The organism is Halomonas sp. C10-5, from assembly GCF_057169305.1.
The window spans coordinates 657,480-672,825 of record NZ_CP175665.1 but is presented as its reverse complement, the minus strand read 5'-3'; the positions used below and the strand labels follow the sequence as shown (position 1 = coordinate 672,825).

Annotated in this window: 15 protein-coding genes and 3 pseudogenes; 8 read left to right on the top strand and 10 right to left on the bottom strand. The window is 58.6% G+C overall.

Going from position 1 to position 15,346, the window contains the following annotated elements:
• Positions 1–132 precede the first annotated feature (132 nt).
• Positions 133–357, top strand: coding sequence for an amphi-Trp domain-containing protein (locus ACJ7IV_RS03200; protein WP_023004124.1), 225 nt, complete (start codon positions 133–135; stop codon positions 355–357).
• 340 nt (positions 358–697) lie between these two features.
• Here ACJ7IV_RS03200 and ACJ7IV_RS03195 read toward each other — a convergent pair whose 3' ends face one another.
• The 3 genes and pseudogenes from ACJ7IV_RS03195 to ACJ7IV_RS03185 form a co-directional block, all read right to left on the bottom strand.
• Entirely contained in the window at positions 698–1,336 is a 639-nt protein-coding gene (locus ACJ7IV_RS03195; RefSeq protein WP_483865731.1) for a HEPN domain-containing protein, read from the bottom strand.
• 77 nt (positions 1,337–1,413) lie between these two features.
• A complete protein-coding gene (locus ACJ7IV_RS03190; RefSeq protein WP_483865730.1) occupies positions 1,414–1,806 on the bottom strand; it encodes a hypothetical protein in 393 nt (130 codons plus the stop codon).
• Between the two features lie 383 nt (positions 1,807–2,189).
• Positions 2,190–3,377, bottom strand: a pseudogene (locus ACJ7IV_RS03185) (IS1380 family transposase); the annotation flags it as partial.
• 59 nt (positions 3,378–3,436) lie between these two features.
• Between ACJ7IV_RS03185 and ACJ7IV_RS03180 the strand changes: the two are divergent.
• Positions 3,437–4,989: pseudogene (locus tag ACJ7IV_RS03180) on the top strand (IS3 family transposase).
• Positions 4,990–5,016: 27 nt separating this feature from the next.
• On the opposite strand, the pseudogene ACJ7IV_RS03175 reads toward ACJ7IV_RS03180, so the two are convergent.
• From ACJ7IV_RS03175 to ACJ7IV_RS03150, 6 genes and pseudogenes are all read right to left on the bottom strand, one after another.
• A pseudogene (locus tag ACJ7IV_RS03175) lies at positions 5,017–5,212 on the bottom strand (IS1380 family transposase); the annotation flags it as partial.
• A gap of 225 nt (positions 5,213–5,437) precedes the next feature.
• On the bottom strand, positions 5,438–6,514 hold the full coding sequence (locus ACJ7IV_RS03170) for an RES family NAD+ phosphorylase (protein WP_483865729.1): 1,077 nt from the start codon (positions 6,512–6,514) through the stop codon (positions 5,438–5,440).
• A gap of 86 nt (positions 6,515–6,600) precedes the next feature.
• Entirely contained in the window at positions 6,601–8,061 is a 1,461-nt protein-coding gene (locus ACJ7IV_RS03165; RefSeq protein ID WP_483865728.1) for a hypothetical protein, read from the bottom strand.
• Between the two features lie 99 nt (positions 8,062–8,160).
• On the bottom strand, positions 8,161–8,598 hold the full coding sequence (locus ACJ7IV_RS03160) for a hypothetical protein (RefSeq protein ID WP_483865727.1): 438 nt from the start codon (positions 8,596–8,598) through the stop codon (positions 8,161–8,163).
• A gap of 202 nt (positions 8,599–8,800) precedes the next feature.
• The gene (locus tag ACJ7IV_RS03155) at positions 8,801–9,130 is read right to left on the bottom strand and encodes a DUF427 domain-containing protein (RefSeq protein WP_483865726.1); all 330 of its coding nucleotides are present in this window, start codon (positions 9,128–9,130) and stop codon (positions 8,801–8,803) included.
• 140 nt (positions 9,131–9,270) lie between these two features.
• Complete coding sequence (locus ACJ7IV_RS03150) at positions 9,271–10,557, bottom strand: MFS transporter (RefSeq protein ID WP_483865725.1); 1,287 nt, start codon at positions 10,555–10,557, stop codon at positions 9,271–9,273.
• A gap of 189 nt (positions 10,558–10,746) precedes the next feature.
• On the opposite strand from ACJ7IV_RS03150, the gene hmuQ reads away from it, so the two are divergent.
• Genes hmuQ through ACJ7IV_RS03135 form a run of 3 tightly spaced genes read left to right on the top strand, consistent with a single transcriptional unit; the run spans position 10,747 to position 12,402 of the window.
• Positions 10,747–11,082 carry a heme-degrading protein HmuQ gene (gene hmuQ, locus ACJ7IV_RS03145; RefSeq protein ID WP_483865724.1) on the top strand — a complete coding sequence of 112 codons (336 nt, stop codon included), beginning with the start codon at positions 10,747–10,749 and terminating at the stop codon, positions 11,080–11,082.
• Positions 11,079–11,366 carry a sll1863 family stress response protein gene (locus ACJ7IV_RS03140; RefSeq protein WP_232911312.1) on the top strand — a complete coding sequence of 96 codons (288 nt, stop codon included), beginning with the start codon at positions 11,079–11,081 and terminating at the stop codon, positions 11,364–11,366. Before hmuQ ends, ACJ7IV_RS03140 begins: the two co-directional genes overlap by 4 nt.
• 34 nt (positions 11,367–11,400) lie before the next feature.
• The gene (locus tag ACJ7IV_RS03135) at positions 11,401–12,402 is read left to right on the top strand and encodes an ion transporter (protein WP_483865723.1); all 1,002 of its coding nucleotides are present in this window, start codon (positions 11,401–11,403) and stop codon (positions 12,400–12,402) included.
• Positions 12,403–12,426: 24 nt separating this feature from the next.
• Here the strand turns inward: ACJ7IV_RS03135 and ACJ7IV_RS03130 are convergent, their stop codons facing one another.
• Complete coding sequence (locus ACJ7IV_RS03130; protein WP_483865722.1) at positions 12,427–12,774, bottom strand: hypothetical protein; 348 nt, start codon at positions 12,772–12,774, stop codon at positions 12,427–12,429.
• A 125-nt stretch (positions 12,775–12,899) separates the two neighbouring features.
• Between ACJ7IV_RS03130 and ACJ7IV_RS03125 the strand changes: the two genes are divergently transcribed.
• The 3 genes from ACJ7IV_RS03125 (at position 12,900) to ACJ7IV_RS03115 (ending at position 15,325) form a co-directional block, all read left to right on the top strand.
• The gene (locus ACJ7IV_RS03125; protein ID WP_483865721.1) at positions 12,900–13,793 is read left to right on the top strand and encodes a dihydrodipicolinate synthase family protein; all 894 of its coding nucleotides are present in this window, start codon (positions 12,900–12,902) and stop codon (positions 13,791–13,793) included.
• 156 nt (positions 13,794–13,949) lie between these two features.
• A complete protein-coding gene (locus ACJ7IV_RS03120) occupies positions 13,950–14,570 on the top strand; it encodes a LemA family protein (RefSeq protein ID WP_483865720.1) in 621 nt (206 codons plus the stop codon).
• Positions 14,567–15,325 (top strand): TPM domain-containing protein, encoded by a 759-nt coding sequence (locus tag ACJ7IV_RS03115; protein ID WP_282038777.1) that lies wholly within the window; start codon positions 14,567–14,569, stop codon positions 15,323–15,325. Before ACJ7IV_RS03120 ends, ACJ7IV_RS03115 begins: the two co-directional genes overlap by 4 nt.
• The last annotated feature ends 21 nt before the right edge of the window (positions 15,326–15,346 follow it).

Genomic DNA, 15,346 nt, shown 5'->3' with positions numbered 1-15,346 from the left:
CATCAGGATGGTGACGGTGCTGTCGTATTTTCCGGTGTCGCCAGGTAGAGGGGGTAAGAGAGCTGCTAGACTGGAAGCGAGCCTGCTTGCTCTACAGGCGCTGGCGATAACCACGTTACCGAGGAGCGAAAAATGGGATCCAAAGACGAGAGAGACGTAGAAAAAGGTTACCCAAAGGCCGACTTCGTGGCCAAGCTACGTCGACTGGCGGATGCCATCGAGAATGGGGAACGCTTCGACATTCAGATTGCCGGCGAGCGCATCTATGTTCCAGCCAGAGCCGAATTCACCATCGAACACGAACGGTCGGATAATGAAGAAGAGATAGAATTTCAGATTAAATGGAAAAATCAATAGACCAGTGTATCTAATAGGACCGCCACCTCTATCTCAGCGACAGGATGAAGGAACTGAGTGGATCACTTGAGCCGAAAACACTAACTCGGGCCGCACTCCCCCGATTTCACTTTCTCAAAAGTGGAGTCATAGATTTCGAAGGAACCAACCGACTGTGTGACGTGGAGCTGCTCAGCCAGTTAAGCCTGACCTTAAATTGATCAGCTGCTAATCACGGATGATTACGGCCAAAAGCTGACCTTCATAGCACTCTGATAAACCAGTGCCAGCATCGCCGAACAACCAGAGCGACGCTCGTCGTCTTAGCCCCTAACGGGTGATTTTGTTAGTTTTCGTTGCCTCATAAACCTTCCGTCTCTTTATAAGCATGATTCATGACCTTTGCAGAGAGTTTAAATAAATCATGAGCAGATATTTTATATTTCTCTGAAATTTCAAATATTGCTTCGGCGTCATCCTCTCTACCAGAACCTGGATCTGGATAACGGCCAGCCCAATACACAAAATGAGTCAATCCGCGCAGTATTGCAACTTCCTTCTTGGTGAGATCAGGGATAAATTTAGCCAAATCATGTAGCCGGTGATGCCTAACCTTCCCCTCTACCTCTCTATAACCATCAATGCCTTTCCTTATTATAACTATAGACTTCAAGCATATTTCCAAACTATAACCTACAAGCATTAATCCGACAGCGCAATACTGGCTATCACATGCGCTTCTAACAGGAAAAGGTATGATTTCGAACTCCTGCTCCTTTCTGAGGACTGCTACAGCAGCTTCTGATAATGCATGAGCTTGTGACATCCATAGTATTGGGTTCTTAAGCTCTTCACTTGTCGCAGGCTTTGTTATATCAACAGGAAAACCTGCTGCCGTACTGGCCATGCCCCATTTGTGTCGGGCTAATGCACTATATCCGAAAGGATCTTTTCCAAACCCATCCCTGTCTGGTCTTAGGTGCTTTTTAAAATCGTTCATAGAGTCTTCCGTCCTCACTGGAATAATAGCAACGCTTGGCTCTTTAGAGTTCATAGGCCGATATACAATTCGAGAAACTACGCTTGTTTGTCATCAGCCCTGAGCACTTGAAAGTCCAAGACGGAACGACGACCAAAAATCCTATTCTTAGGTTTAACACCGAATATCAAAGCCTTTCCTCGAGATATAACATGAACTTCCCATGACTCGACATCTCCCTTTAACACATCCACGTGTCTGGCGAAGCCGTCGATAACTCTTCCGTCGTCTATTGATAAATACTCAAGAGGCTCGTTGTTGAGGTACTCCTCATCGTAGCGTTGACCGCTACTGACTGGACGCAATGTAAACCTTAGGATTGCTTTTCCACCAACAAGTTCTGACTCATATTTTTCTGCGCCGATACTATGCCCGGTATGCTCGTGCTGAAAGTAGACGCTACTAGATCCTTTTCGGAGACTTCGTATCATCGTTACTCCTAGAATGGCTAGCTCTAAACAAGCCAGATGCAATATTATCAGTTGGCAGTAATAACACAGTCATGCATGCAAGGCATTCCTGCATGTCTGCTTTTGCCTTATGCTTTCGAAAAACACGCATTAGCATAGACCAATTCTCTCTTATCCCTGATTCCGTGAAGCCAGCGCCGACACTTCCCCTATCACCGCCAGCGAGCATTTTTTGACCGCCGATTCCGTCTCAACCGCTGAACGCATCCCGGGGAGGACCAACCATGGCGACGCTGACCGACGAGAGCAGCCCATTTTGACAGGCATTTCTACCCGCCGGACACGGTGATACTGGCTGCCGATGACCGTCAGCTCTCTGCGTGGTGCCTTTGTCCGACAGACGATCAGCATGGCGTGCCTCGGGGATAGCGCAGGCGGCTTCGCAAGGTGTTCAATACCGTCATGCGTCCGATGTCCTGCCCGAAGTCGAGGATGATCTGCCGCGCCTTGTGAATCACGAGCGCCGCACGATGCACCAGCTCTTGTAGCACGGTGCGGATCCGGCGCCGCTTAGCGGGATGGCGCACCGGGCTCAGCTCGCCGGTCATGCCCAGCTGCCCCATCAGCCGCAGGATGTTGTAGGCCAGCTGGGCGAGGTGCAGGATCAGATCGTTGGTGGCGAACTTGCCCGACGGCAGCCGCTCCAGGTCGAGATCGGTCTTGATCTCACTGTGGAATTGCTCGTGGGTGGCATGCGCCTGGTAGCGTTTGATCACCGCCTCCGGCGCCTCGTCCAGGCTGGTCCACCAGCCTTCCAACTCATAGTCCGGTTCGAGCAGCAACTGGCCATCGCGATCGGCGGTGCGCTCTACCAGGCGCATCACGCGTTGGACGACGTATTCGGTCTTGTTGTCGTCGTGGATCGAGACGGTCTGCGTCCACAGCGCCTGGCGCTTGCCAGGACGCAGCTCTTCCCAGTAGTCCGCCGCCACAGCCAACCAGGTATCCTGATCGGCCGTGGCCGAGCCGCGCGGGTTCCATTTGACGACATAGTCGAGCCGGCGCCCCTCGTCGGCAAAGACCTGGCGCTGCTGTTCGAGAAGCGCCAGGTGCGCCTGGCTGTCGAAGCCGCTGTCCTCGCGTAACAGGATCGGTTGCTCGGTCAGGCCTTGGGCGCGAGGCAGTACCCGCTCCAGGAAGGCGTTGCTCTCCTTCATGGTGTGCTGCTTGCCAGGACGCAGTTCCAGACCCAGGCACCACCCTTCGTTGCCCAGATAGGCGGCGATCGGGGTGTAGCCATCGACCTTCTGGTAAGTCCGCGAGACGCCTTCCTTCTTCGAGTTGCTGTTGTCCATGACGAAGGTGTCGATGTCCAGGCAGACGTGCGTCGTCTCGGCGGTGATCGGTGCCTCGACCAGTGACAGCAGGGTCGTGGACCAGGTGGCGGTGCGCGCCTGCAGGTCGTTGGCGGCAAGTTTCTCCAGCCGCTGTCGCAGTGTCGCCGTGCTCGGCACCTTTTGCAGGGTCAGCAGCTGTTGGAAGGGCTTGTCGCGGCGGAAGTTTTCGATGGCGTCATAGCCCCCACTGTCAAGCTAGTTGGAGTGTCAGCGGCTGTTAGACTCTGAACGATGTGGGGCGTGACGAGGTTCCGATGAAGTACTCAGACGAGCGCCGGGAAGCCATCCTCAAGAAGCTGCTCCCGCCGCATAACCGCACGGTGGCGGAGGTGGCCCAGGAAGAAGGCATCTCCGCGGCAACGCTGTACACCTGGCGCAAGAAGGCTCGGCAAGCAGGCCGCCTCCTGCCGGACCAGAGTGATGACCCTGAGGGCTGGAGCTCTCAGGACAAGTTCCACGCCGTACTGGAAACGGCGGCCCTCAGTGAAGCCGAGCGTGCCGAGTACTGCCGGCAGCGGGGCCTCTACCCCGAGCAGATCCAGCGCTGGCGGGCGAGCTGCGAAGGTGCCAACGACCGGAGCGATGCCGCTTCGAAGCAGGTCAGCGAAGCCCGCAAGGCGGAGCGCCAGGAGAACAAGGAGCTCAAACGTGAGCTTCGCCGCAAGGAGGCTGCTCTCGCGGAAACCGCGGCGCTGCTAGCGTTGAGAAAAAAGGCCCGAGCGATCTGGGGGGACGAGGACGAATGATCAGCACTTCAGATCGCCAGGACGCCGTACAGCTGATCGATGAAGCCCGCGCCGCAGGGGCCCGCCTACAGGCCGCCTGTGCAGAGCTCGGCATCGGTACCAACACCTACCGTCGCTGGGTGCGGGGCGATCAGGACCGCCGGCCTGAGGCCGTGCGGCCTGTGCCGCGCCACGCGCTGTCGCCTGAGGAGCGTCAGCAGGTGCTGGAGATCTGCCATCGTCCCGAGTTTGCCAGCCTGCCGCCGGGGCAGATCGTGCCGCGGCTGCTGGACGAGGAAGGCCTCTATGTGGCGTCAGAGTCCAGCTACTACCGCATCCTCCGGGAGCATGGCGAGCAGCACCATCGTGGCCGGGCTCGTGCCCCACGTCCCAAGGGTGATCCACAGAGACACCGCGTAACGCGCCCAAATGCCTGTTGGAGCTGGGACGTGACATACCTGCCGACCCCGGTGCGTGGGCAGTTCTACTACCTCTACATGATCGTCGACATCTACAGCCGCAAGATCGTCGATGCCGAGGTCTTTGACCAAGAGTCCATGGCCAACAGTAGCGAGGTCATCCAGCGCGCTGTGTTGCGCGAGGGCTGCATCAATCAGCCACTGGTGTTGCATGCCGACAACGGCTCCGCCATGAAGGGCTCGACGCTCCAGGCGACGCTGCAGCGGCTGAACATCACCCCGTCGTACAGCCGCCCCCGAGTCTCCAATGACAACGCCTTCTCGGAGTCGCTGTTCCGGACCTGCAAGTACCGGCCCGACTACCCGGTGGATGGCTACGAGAACCTGACAGCGGCGCAGCAGTGGGTAACCGGCTTCGTGCACTGGTACAACCACGAGCACCGCCACAGCGCCATTCGGTTCGTTACCCCGGGTGAGCGGCATGCTGGCCAGGATGATGAGGTGCTGGCCAGGCGAGATGCCATCTATGCCGAGGCGAAACGACAACATCCCGGTCGGTGGAGCGGTGCCACTCGGAACTGGACACCGCGCCGGACGGTCTGGCTGAACCCGGACCGGGAAGACCCGCTGGTTCAACGCGATCAGCGATTAGAAGCCGCCTGATTCCAGGTTCCAACAAGCTTGACAGGCATCGATAGTCGCTCATGCCCAGACACAGCAGGCCCAGGTAGCTTTTGACCACATCGCTGGTGCGCATGCCCAGCGTGGTGGGGAAGCGCCCGTCGATGCTATCGACGCCAGCGATCTCGAAGCATTGCCCGATGATGGACAGCCCGGCGTGGCTGGTGAGGGTGCGGCGACTGGCGCGGAATTTGACGTTGGGCATGGCACTGTCTGGGTGAATGGCGATATTCGCTATATTGCCATGCAGTTCAGTAGGTTAGAAGCATTCCTGGGGGCTGGTCTCACAGATTCAGGTTATCGGCCATGAGCGGTCTTTTAGGTGTCACTGATGTAGCGCTTTAATGCTGCCATAAACGGTGCAAGCTTGCGAGCGTCCGGCGACCGTAGGGAGCGAATTTAATAGCCTTATTAGGTGTGTACATGATCATTAATACTCGACTGGGCCGAAATGGCCTTTGTAACCGATTTGGGTTAGCACAAGTCGGTTGATACATTCGACATGCACTACGCCCTTTTCCAGAGGCCGTCCAAACAAAGCAAGATTCTTAATTGTAAATGCCTCCGCATATTTATTCTTCTCGGGATGAAATCGGCGCAAGGAAAGACCGTAAGCGGTTTCGAAAGGATGACCACCCGTACGAATAAGACTGAAGAACGAAGGATAGATAACACCATCAAATCCCGCGTCTCGTGCTGCTGATGCGATTGCACGGGAAATTTCGTATGAATGAGATTTTGCGAGAAACAGCATATGTATCGCCATATCCAAACTTTCAAATTCCGTGCATTCTTCTTCTAGCACATGAGTCAAATCGAGAAGACGCAATTCTTGCTGAGTCCGTATAGTAGCGACATAGATGTCATCTTCTGCAGCGACACGGCACTCATGTATGCAAACATCAATATCTTGGGAGCCGTACATCACCTGAAGCTCTGTTGAACACAAGCGTCCATTTCCTGAGTACCTACCCGGGGGGCTGTCGTACTCGCCTGGATCCGCAGGCCGGTCCGGTTCAATACGAAGCCGGTAGAACTTAGTGCCTTTGGCAAGAACCGTTGCAGGATATTCCGTTAGCACGCGCTCTATTATCTGTTGTCTCCTCGTTGGGTCTTGCAGAGCTTTCAATGGCTCCACTTCACCAACCATCCAAAGACGGGGGCCATAGTGGAAGAACCCGATCTTCGCTGTTTCTTCAATCAGCTTAATGTCATTTTCGAGCCATGAAGAAGGGGAGATATCGCTCTTGCGATAGTGATACTCATTGCACTGAATTACAGGCGCTGCGCCGTAATCACATCGGAGTGTCGTGCCGCTTACGAAAAAACGCCATGCGAGGTCTTCTATATGCTTTTTCGTGAGCTTACGGCCTTCAGTGCATTTGCAATTTGGGCATACATCTTGTTGTTCAAGGCCATGCTTGGTCGCATCAATTCTCAATCCTTCATCCGCAAAGCATTCAGAGCATAGGAGGGCTACATTATCCTTGTCCACTTCCGAAGTCATCTCGATCTCCTACATCTTACGCCCGCGTTATGGGCCGGTTTGAAGCGCCAGCGAAAAACCGGTCCCGTTGACGCATTGGTTAGATTTCACCTTGCATTTGACCCAGACATCTTGTTAGTAGCTTGCGCATCTATCAAAACCAATTCTTTACCTTCTTTGAGATCTAACTCTTTCATTGTTTTATGAACCCGAAATAGCTCTCTGTCGCTAAAATACAAAATCACTTTAATAGATTTCTTCGTTTGATTTGCTGCTTTATACACTTCAACCTGCTTTGCCAGATTCTGCTTAAGCTTGGAATTGCTAGCCAGTTTGAACTCTACAAGGGTGCTATCTTTCGACCCTCTGGATATTTTATAATCGACCGGGCCACGACCATTATTGACTTCAGCATTAACATCGTCTTGTGAAGCGTACCAGGTCAGTCGAAACATAAGCTGGAGGTCCGACTCACGCTTGATTGGTTGACCATTAGAATAAAAAATTCGGTAACCATCATTATTTTCAATAACTTGCTTCAAATAAAGAACGCGACTGTACGCTTCATCATGTGTGTCGTCAGAAGTCTCATAAAAACTGCTTTCATCCTTCAAGCTCTCAATTAAGCTAGCTACTTGTCGTATGAAAACCGTCTCTATTTCTTGGACCTTTTGTTCACTCAATGCAACAGCTTGATCACCTGTGTCTTCCTTGAGTCGGATGTAGCGGTCAATTAACTCTGGGAAATTCCTTAATGTCTTAGCTATGGCCTCGTTGATTTCACGCTGCTTCGCGTCTTCTGGGACTCGGCGAAGAAAATATTCATTTACTTGGTCTCTTAACTCTACGTTGGGGATAGCCGCGACAATGTCATCAAAGTCACCAATTATGTCATGCTTGTTAATCCACGCTTCATCCTTGGTAAGGATGTCTTTTGGTGTCAACAATACATAATCACCATCTATGTAAGGTAGCGTATATTTTTTTGACGTCCAACGGCGAGTTTTATAATTAAACTCCGCGTGCGGAACCATAACTGACTTTGTTCGAGTCGAGTCGATATATTTTTGAGCAAAATCTTGTGTGTACTCGCACAAGTACGACTTTATAAGATTGGTAGTGAAGTCGCTTATGCTGTCTTTTCCAACCCCTTCCTTAATAAGGCACAGTTTTTCTAAGTGACTGCTCTTCGTTATCTTTTCTGTTCCAAAATCATTGAATATGTTACCAAGATTTTCATTTAGCGCGTTTGCAAAGTCCGGTCCTAGGCCAGAGCCACCATTTCCCACTTTGCTGAAACCTAACCAATTCTGTTTTACTTCAGGGAAGAGGAACCAGTGCCGGACCAATCCTTTAGAGATCGTTCCAGCCTCTGACATATCACGGAGAAATCCAATATATTCTATGATTTCATCATGCAAACTCTGATATTCAGGCTTATCGCTATTAAAGAGCAAAAACGGATCTATAAATACAGGCAGGTCATTAATCAAAGATACATTAAACGCACCATACTCTTCGAGGTCGTCCTTTGAAACTGTAAAATAGTCCGAAAAATAGACGTTCATTAAAACCTCCTTGCAAATCTAACGGCCACATAAACGGCGCGCGGCTTTTTGCGCGTCCGGCGACCGATAGGGAGCGTATTTTATGCGCTTGCTATGCATTTAACCTAACCGACTTAACTCGCCTTTCACCTTGAGCTTTGAGAACTCTTCTGTCACTAGTTTTAAACACTCTGAAAGCTCGTCTTCTAGATAAAAGAAGTCTTCCGATTTTTTGTGTAGTGTGTCCATATTTGGATCTGAACCGATGGTAACCAAAAGCGCTTCGTGAGCAATGTAATTACGCTTATTTCTAAGCTTATTCAGACGTTTTTTTAGTTCTTCGTTTCCATTAAGCTTACTGAAAACATTAAGAAGGCGTTCTAAAGGATAATTTTCCACGTCAGTAATCGAAAAATCGAAGTGGATATGATCTTCTACAAGCATATGAATGTAGTCGTATGAAGTTCCAATATAGAGCTTGAGCGCTAGCTCTAATAGCTGAAAATTCGTCAGCAAGCCAACAGTGCGATCTCTGTAGAATTTTTGCTCCTGCTTCATTGTGTTCCTTTATGCATAAAGCGTATTAGACGGCGCGTTTTGTGATGGAACGAACGTGCTGGCACTTTTTCTCGGCAAATACAGCCTGCCAGATTCTCCCAAGGCTATGATTTTTTTGGCTATTAAATTTTAATTAGGCCGTATTGTCAAAATTCGCGATCCTGCTGCATTTCCAAAAATGTCCGCTTTGGGTCGAAACCGGTCATTTAACTTCTTCATCATAGAATGCCAACTTTCCAGCAAGCTTCTCCATCCCACCCATAGGCTGCATATAACGCCACGCCACATCCTTGTGCTCGCCAAACGAGAAGTAAGTAGCATCGCCCTTGAAGGGGCAGTGGGTGACGGTGTCGGAGGGAGTCAGCAGATCCATGCGCACGTCGTCGCGGGGAAGGTACTGCCGGGGTGGGTAGCCACGTTCACGCAGTTCGATGGCGCGGGTGGTGTCGGCCAGCAGGGTGCCATCGATGACTACGCGCACCCGGCGGGAATGCGGGTGCAGCGTGATGCGCGGCTCGGAGGCATCGTCCATGACGGTTCCCTGTGTGTTTTTTCTAATATTTGTTTACGTAGCGTAACAGTCCTGGCCGCCGGTGCCGACGGCAGATCACTTACAACTAACGTCGAACAAGGCATGGCATGGCCGGGCGAGCGCCCGGCCATCGGGGCCGCTCATGAGGACGCGGCGGCCTGCTCTTCCTCCTCCTCGAGGGGGTCCTCCAGCGGCTCGCCCTCCTCGTTCTGGAGTTGGTGGTCGTAGGCCGCCTGGAGGCCGGTGTCCTCCTCGGCGACCTCTTCCTCCTCCGCCTGGGCGATGGCGCCCGGGTAGAAGGGCGAGAGCACGGCCACCAGGATGCCCAGCGCGGCGAACATGGCGAAGGCATCGGCGTAGCCGAAGCCATCCACCAGCACGCCGACCACCGGCGAGCCGGTGGCCTGGCCGAGGGATACCGCCATGAAGGGCAGCACCGGCCCCACTGAAAGGCGGCCGGGGAGCAGGCGGATGCCGGTCATCAGGTAAAGGCCAGTCAGGCTCATGTAGGCCAGGCCGAAGACCAGCGCGGAGAAGGCCGTCAACAGCGGCTGGTCGGGGCTCGCGGCGAGCAGCGCCAGGCTCGCGGAGAGCATCATCAGCATCAGCGCCTGGGTGATCGGCGGGTTGTTGCGATCGGCCAGGTCGGCCACCACGGCGCCGCCGAGGCCGGCAACGCCCACCGCCAGCCACAGCCAGGCGGTGGCGCTGGCGGGCAACCCGCCGAGGGTCACCACAAGGTCGGGAGCGAAGATCCAGTAGGCGGCGGAGACGAAGCCCATCACGTAGGCGAACAGTGTGAGCCGGATGAGCCGCGACCAGGGCAGTTCGTTGAGCGGCGGCGGGTCCGCGGCATCCGACGGCACGATGCGCGTGACCGAGGGCAGGAAGAGCCAGGCGGCGATCACCCCGAGCACGGCAAGCACGGCGAAGGAGAGGTAGGCGATTCGCCAGGCACCCACCATGAACAGCACCGTGGGCACCGCCACGATCACGCCGATGCTGGTGCCCGCGTTCATCACCGAGCTGACCCGCCCGTGCAGCGAGCGCCGCACCACCGCCTGCATGGCGGCGGTGAGCGCGGGCATCATCAGGCCGGTGCAGATACCACAGGCGAACACCCCCGCCGCGAGCATCATCGGGCCGGTGGCTCGGCTGATCATCATGAGTCCGGCGACGCCAAAGCCGCCGGAGAGCACCGCCGCATATCGGGCGCCGAGGAGGCGGGTGACGAGAGGCGCGATCGCGGTGGCCAGCAGGAAGCTGATCAGCGGCAGCGAGCCGATGATGCCGATCACGTAGGAGGAGAGGCCCAGCTCGTCACGGATTGGGGGGACGAAGAGACCGAAGGCGAAACGGGCGAGACCGTAGCTGATCGCGATCAGCCCGGCCCCGAGTATCGCGAACCCCGTGCTGGATAGCCTCATCAAGCGTCCTCCCCCAGACCGTGTGGAAGTGGTGGATCGCGCCCGCCACGGCGTGGAAGCGCGATGGCACTCCCCCAGCGTGACGCAGCATGGCGATATCGACAAGGATGGCAGACGCTGCGGCGGCCTTGTCCCGCCAGTGGGTAGCTGTCATCGTCGAGAAGACCTTTCCCCCAACAGGAGATGCCCTTGTACATCGCCATGAACCGCTTCCGGGTCAATCCCGAGCGCACGGAGGAGTTCGAGCAGATCTGGCTGGAGCGCGAGACCCACCTGCAGGGGCTGCCCGGCTTCGAGGCCTTCCACATGCTGCGCGGACCGGAGCGCGAGGATTATGTGCTCTATGCTTCACATACCGTGTGGCGCTCGCGGGAGGACTTCGAGGCCTGGACCCGCTCCGAGGCCTTCCGCAAGGCCCACGCCAACGCCGGCCAGAGCAAGCGCGAGGGGCTCTACCTGGGCCCACCGAGCTTCGAGGGATTCGAGGTCATCCAGACCGTCGACAACGAGGAGAGTGACGCATGAGCAATCGAGAAGCCTATGAGCAGAAGCTGCGCGCCAAGCTGGACGAGTGGCAGGCGGAGATCGACAAGCTGAAGGCCCAGGCCCGCGGCGCCGACGCCGATGCCCGCATCGAGCGGGAGAAGGAGGCCGAGCGCCTGGAGGAGAGGCGCGAGGAGATGCGCCGGAAGCTGGAGGAGCTGCGCGAGTCCGGCGACGATGCCTGGGATGACATCCGCGCCGGGGCGGAGCGCGCCTGGGAGTCGATGAGCGACGCCTTCGAGAAGGCCCGCTCGCGCTTCAAGTAGCCGGGCCGGCCAACCAGCCCGGGGAGGCGCCAACATGAGCGAGACCCGCGAGAGACGCCTGCATCCCGCCCTGGAGCGGTTTCACCTGGCGTGGGACCTACTGGTCATCGCCCTGGTGGTCGCCAACCTGGCGCTGCTGCTGTTCGACAGCCTCTTCCTGCTGGCGCCGCTCAACGCCGCCTTCGAGGCCGCGGCGCCTGGCCTGCATGGCGTCTACGAGCGCCATGTCCACGCCAACTTCCTAGCCATCGACCTGGCCTTCGTTGCCGTCTTCGTGCTCGACGTGCTGCTGGGCTGGGCGGTGGCCATCGCCGAACGGCGCTACCACCGCTGGTTCTTCTACCCCTTCGTGCACTGGTACGACGTGCTGGGCTGTATCCCGGTCGGCGGCTTCCGGCTGCTGCGCATCCTGCGCGTGATCTCGCTGCTGCACCGGCTGCAGCGCATGGGGCTGATCGACGTGCGCCGCTGGTACCTCTTCGGTGTGCTCACCAAGTACTACGACATCCTGCTGGAGGAGCTCACCGACCGCATCGCCATTCGTCTGCTGGATAACGTCCAGGCGGAGATCCGCGCTAGTGACTCGCTCTCCCGCGGCATAGTCGAACAGGTGGTGCGCCCGCGCCAGCAGGCGCTGATCCACGAGATCAGCCAGCGCCTGGAGGCGATGGCCGGCAGCGCCTACACCCACAACCGCGAGGACATCCTGCGCTACGTGCGCGGCCTGGTGGGCCGCACCCTGGCGGAGAGTCCGGAGGTCCGCCGCCTGGAGCGCCTGCCGCTGGGCGGCCAGCTGACCCGCGGGCTCGAGGCCTCGCTCTCCGACCTGGCCTGCCGCCTGGTCAACGAGGCGCTGGCGGGGCTGCAGTCGCCGGAGTTCACCGCCCTGGTGGAACACCTCGCCGAGAGTGGTTTCGACGCCTGGCTACGCACCGACCCGCACACCGAACAGGTCACCGAGCAGGTGCTGGTGGACATGCTGGAGCTGCTCAAGGAGCAGATCGCGGTGAAGGGGTGGCAGCACCGCTACGACTGACCCAGCCCTACCCTCGCCTGCCGGTCACGCCCGCAGCGCCATGACACGCTCCAGCTCCTGCCGATAGGCCGCTTCATGCTTCGCCGGGTCGGCGGGGAAGCGGCCGAGCGCCACCGCCAGGTCGAAGAACCCCTGCCGGGGCAGGTCGCCTCGGCGACTGACCACCAGGGCGGCGATCATCGGCCGATCTGCGGCGACGTCCTCGCGCATCAGCGCCTCCAGGGCCTGGGCGACGCGCTGGATGGTGCCCGGCGGCAAAAGCCCCAGTGCCTCGGCGGCCTGTCGGTAGGTGATCGGCAGCGCCGCGTCGGGCAGTCCCATCAGCAGGTCCCGCAGGCGCGGGGCAATTCCCGCCTCGACCTGGCTCTCCATGCAAGACTCCTCCTCGAAATGGCTGTCATTCTCCGGAAGGTGGACCGGATGCGCTGTGCCGAGTCTCCGCCGTGGCATACTCCCGAGCAAGTCCACCACCGGATTTCCGAACCAGGAGACAGCCCATGCTCACCGGCCTGAGTGCCTTTCCGTTGACGCCCATGAACGAGCACGCCATCGACGAGGCGGCATTCGTCCACCTGGTCGAGAGGCTGATGGCTGCGGGTGTCGACTCCATCGGGGCGCTCGGCTCCACGGGCAGCTATGCCTACCTCGGCCACGCCGAACGCGCACGCATCGCCAGGCTGGCCGTGCAGAGTGCCGGCGATGTGCCGGTGATCGTGGGCATCAGTGCCCTGCGTACCCGCGATGTGCTGGCCCTGGCCGAGGACGCCGAAGCGGCGGGCGCCAGCGCGGTGCTGCTGGCACCGATGTCCTACCAGCCGCTGACCGACGCGGAGGTCTTCGGCCTCTATGAGGCCATCACCACCCGGCTCTCGGTGCCGCTGTGCGTCTACGACAACCCCGGCACCACCCACTTCACCTTCAGCGACGAGCTGCATGGGCGCATCGCGGCACTGCCCAATGTCGCCTCCATCAAGATTCCGGGTGTACCCGCCGAGCCAGCGGCCGCTCGCGAGCGGGTCGAGCGGCTACGCACCCTGGTGCCGCCCGAGGTGACGATCGGCGTCAGTGGCGACGCCTTTGCCGCCACCGGGCTGAATGCCGGCTGCGAGGCCTGGTACTCGGTGATCGGCGGCCTCTTCCCCGAGGCCGCCCTGGCCATCACCCACGCCGCCCGGGCCGGCGATGCCGAGGAGGCCCAACGCTTGTCGACTCGGCTCGAGCCACTGTGGGCGCTGTTCCGCCGGCACGGCGGCAGCCTGCGTGTGGTGGCCACCGCGGCGGAGCTGTTGGGGCTCGCCGAGTCACCAACCCTGCCGCTGCCCCTGAAGACACTGGAGGGAGAGGACCGGCAGGCGCTGGCCGCCGTGCTGGAGGAACTCGAGCTGGAGTAACCGGGCAGAGCCTGGTCGGCGGTGATGGTCGACATCGATCCTGAATATGTCGGCTGGCGGAGTGTCTGCATGACGTCACTTCCTTCGCATCGGCCTGAGCTGTACCTTGGGGGTCTTCTCTTCACATCGACTCACATCGACAGGATGACTGCCCCCATGCCGACGAGACACTCCACCCTACCCGACCCTCGAGTCTGGCGGTTCGCCCTTGTGCTGATCATGGCGGTGCTGCTGACGGGTTGCGGCGTCAACAACATCCCCACCTATGACGAACAGGTGAAGTCGGCCTGGGCGCAGGTGGAGAACCAGTACCAGCGGCGCGCGGACCTGGTGCCCAACCTGGTCGAGACGGTCAAGGGATTCGCCCGCCAGGAGCAGGAGACCCTGACCGCCGTGGTGGAGGCGCGAGCCAAGGCCACCTCGATCCAGATCGACGCCGAGTCGCTGGACGACCCGCAGAAGATGCGCCAGTTCGAGCAGGCCCAGCAGCAGCTGACTGGCGCGCTGAGCCGGCTGATGGCGGTCTCCGAGCGCTATCCCGATCTGAAGTCGAACCAGAACTTCCTGACCCTGCAGTCGCAGCTGGAGGGCACCGAGAACCGCATCGCCGTGGCGCGCCGCGACTACATCACCGCGGTCGAGCGCTACAACACCGAGATCCGCACCTTCCCCGGCCGCCTCTGGCACACCATCCTCTACAGCGACATGGCGCTGCGCGAGAGCTTCGAGGCCACGACCGAGAACGCGGACCAGGCCCCCCAGGTGGAGTTTGAATGAGCGATCTTCTGCGCATTCCGCTACTGGCATTGCTGCTGTCGACGGCCCTCGGCCTCCAGGCCCGGGAGAGTGAAGGACAGGAGCTCGACTTTCCCGAACTGACCGGCCGCGTGGTGGACCAGGCCGAGCTGCTGGACCCCGCCACCGAGTCACGCCTGAGCGCGCAGCTCGCGGCCCACGAGGAGGCCACCACCGAGCAGCTGGTGGTGGCCACCCTGCCGGAGCTGCAGGGCGTCACCATCGAGGAGTATGGCTACCAGCTGGGTCGCCATTGGGGCATCGGCCAGGCGGAGGAAGACAACGGCGCCCTGCTGATCGTCGCGCCCAACGAGCGCAAGGTGCGCATCGAGGTCGGCTACGGCCTCGAGGGTCGCCTGACCGACGCCCAGTCCTCGGCGATCATCAACCAGACCCTGACGCCGGCCTTCCGCGAGGGTGACTATGCCCGCGGCATCAGCGAGGGCGTGGCGGCGATGATCCGGGTCCTGGGTGGCGAGCCCATGGATACCAGCGCCACCTCCGGCGCCACGGCCGGAGAGCAGGGCCCCAGGGGGCCGGCATCGATTCTCTTCTTCGTGCTGTTCGTGATCGTCATGAGCCTGGTGCGCGGTGGTCGCGGCGGCCTGCTGGGCGGCATGCTGCTGGGTGGTGCCCTGGGCGGTGGGTCGCGCGGTGGTGGCGGCTTCGGCGGCGGGGGTGGTTTCGGCGGAGGCGGCGGCGGCTTCGGTGGCGGCGGTGCGTCCGGCGGCTGGTAAGCCGCCCGCCCTCTTCCGGTG